General features: G+C 67.2%; 2 protein-coding genes. Both read left to right on the top strand.

The features are described 5' to 3' along the window. Window positions 1-149 precede the first annotated feature (149 nt). A complete protein-coding gene (gene hisC, locus HCZ87_RS20585; protein ID WP_167646975.1) occupies window positions 150-1,244 on the top strand; it encodes a histidinol-phosphate transaminase in 1,095 nt (364 codons plus the stop codon). Beyond that, window positions 1,241-2,173, top strand: a complete 933-nt coding sequence (locus HCZ87_RS20580; protein ID WP_167646973.1) for a prephenate/arogenate dehydrogenase family protein — start codon at window positions 1,241-1,243, stop codon at window positions 2,171-2,173. Before hisC ends, HCZ87_RS20580 begins: the two co-directional genes overlap by 4 nt. Window positions 2,174-2,250 lie beyond the last annotated feature (77 nt).

The raw sequence follows: 2,250 nt of genomic DNA, 5'->3' as shown, positions 1-2,250 counted from the left end.
GAAAGGGGCCGTGAGGACGGGCGGGAGTGCCGCCGGGGCCATGTGCGTCGCGGATGTAGGGCGCAACGATACACGCGCGGTCAGTTGCCGCTTTTCCCGCGCCGAGCCTGGCGTTAAGAGGGAAGGGTTCGCGAAGGAGCTCTGACGATATGACCCAAATCACGCCGCAACCCGGTATCATGGACATTGCCCTTTATGAGGGGGGCGCGGCCCATGTGGATGGGGTGAGCAATGTGACCAAGCTGTCCTCCAATGAAAACCCGCTGGGCCCCAGCCCCAAGGTGGTGGAGGCCATGGCCGAGGCCGCCAGCAGGATGCATCGCTACCCGAGCTCCGACCATATCGCCCTCCGCACCGCCATCGCCGAAACGCACGGGCTTGATGCCGCGCGGATCATCTGCGGCGCGGGCAGTGACGAGATCATCGCCTTCCTCTGCCAATGCTACGCCGGACCGGGCGATGAGGTGCTTTATACCGAGCACGGCTTTGCCATGTATCGCATCTCCGCACTGGCCGCCGGGGCCACCCCGGTGGAGGTGAAGGAGCGCGAGCGGGTCACCGATGTCAACGCGCTGCTGGCGGGTTGCACGGCGCAGACCAAACTGGTCTTTATCGCCAACCCCAACAACCCCACCGGCACGATGATTTCCGACGCCGAGGTCGCCCGTCTTGCCGATGGGCTGCCCAGGGGCGCGCTTCTGGTGCTGGACGGCGCCTATGCGGAATATGTCGCCGGGTTTGACGCCGGTGCGGCGCTGGTCGAGGCGCGCGACAATGTGGTGATGACGCGGACCTTCTCCAAGATTTACGGGCTGGGTGGGGCGCGCGTCGGCTGGGGCTATGGCCCCAAGGAAATCATCGACGTGCTGAACCGGGTGCGCGGGCCGTTCAATGTCTCGATCACCGGCCTTGCCGGGGCAGAGGTTGCCGTGCGCGATCAGGCCTATGTGGAGCATTGCCGCAAGGAAAACGCCAAATGGCGCAGCTGGCTGGCGGATCAGCTGGCCGAACTGGGGCTGCCCTCGGATGTTTCCTGCACCAACTTCATCCTGCCGCGCTTTGCCAGCCAGGCCGAGGCCGAAGCCTGCGATAGCTTCCTCAAGGCGCGCGGGCTGATCGTGCGCCGGGTGGCGGGGTATAACCTGCCCACCGCCCTGCGCATCACCATCGGCGACGAGGCGGCCTGCCGTGCCGTGGCCGCCGCGATCAAGGACTTCAAGGCCGGGCGGGGCGCGGAGGAATGAGCGCGGCGCAAGACACCCCCGTCTACAACCGCGTGGCGCTGATTGGTCTGGGGCTGATTGCCTCCTCGATGTTCTGGGCGATCAAACGCGCCGGGCTGGCGGGCGAGGTCACCGGCTATGCCCGCAGCAGCGAGACCCGCGACACCGCCCGGCGCATCGGCCTCTGTGACCGGGTTTGCGACAGCGCGTCCGAGGCGGTCGAGGGGGCCGATCTGGTGGTGCTCTGCGTGCCGGTCGGGGCCATGGGCGCGGTGGCGGCAGAGATCGCGCCCGCCCTGATGCCGGGGGCCACGGTCTCTGACGTGGGCTCGGTCAAGGCGCAGGTGATCGCCGATGTCGCGCCGCATATCCCCAAGGGCGTGCATTTCGTGCCCTCGCACCCGCTCGCGGGCACCGAACATTCCGGCCCCGAGGCGGGCTTTGCTGAATTGTTCGACAACCGCTGGAGCCTGCTGGTGCCGGTTGAGGGCAGCGACCCCGAGGCCGTCGCCCGCCTGCGCAGGCTCTGGGAGGGGATGGGCGCCAATGTCGATGAGATGGACGCCGAACACCATGATCTGGTGCTGGCGGTGACCAGCCATGCGCCGCACCTCATTGCCTATACGATGGTCGGCGTGGCGGATGATCTGCGCCGGGTGACCGACAGCGAGGTGATCAAATACTCCGCCGCGGGCTTTCGCGACTTCACCCGTATCGCGGCCTCCGATCCGACCATGTGGCGCGATGTGTTCCTCTCCAACAAGGAGGCCACGCTGGAGATTCTGGGCCGCTTCACCGAGGAGCTCTTTGCCTTGCAGCGGGCGATCCGCACCGGCGACGGGGATCATCTGCACGCCTATTTCACCAGAACCCGCGCCATTCGGCGGGGCATTATCGAGGCGGGCCAGGACACCGCCGCGCCGGACTTCGGGCGCGGGCCGAAGAAATGAGAGCGCTCGCCGCCTTCTGCGCTCTGGCGCTGATCTGCGCGCCATGGGCAAAGGCCGCCGCGCCGGATCACACACCG

It is taken from the genome of Phaeobacter sp. HF9A (genome assembly GCF_011806385.1).
Lineage (GTDB): Bacteria > Pseudomonadota > Alphaproteobacteria > Rhodobacterales > Rhodobacteraceae > Epibacterium.
This window is presented reverse-complemented; position numbering and strand designations above follow the sequence as displayed.

Excerpts from the sequence above, each read along its gene's own strand:
- HCZ87_RS20580 (WP_167646973.1), top strand. The coding sequence starts at position 1,241 with ATGAGCGCGGCGCAAGACACCCCCGTCTACAACCGCGTGGCGCTGATT.
- hisC (WP_167646975.1), top strand. The coding sequence starts at position 150 with ATGACCCAAATCACGCCGCAACCCGGTATCATGGACATTGCCCTTTAT.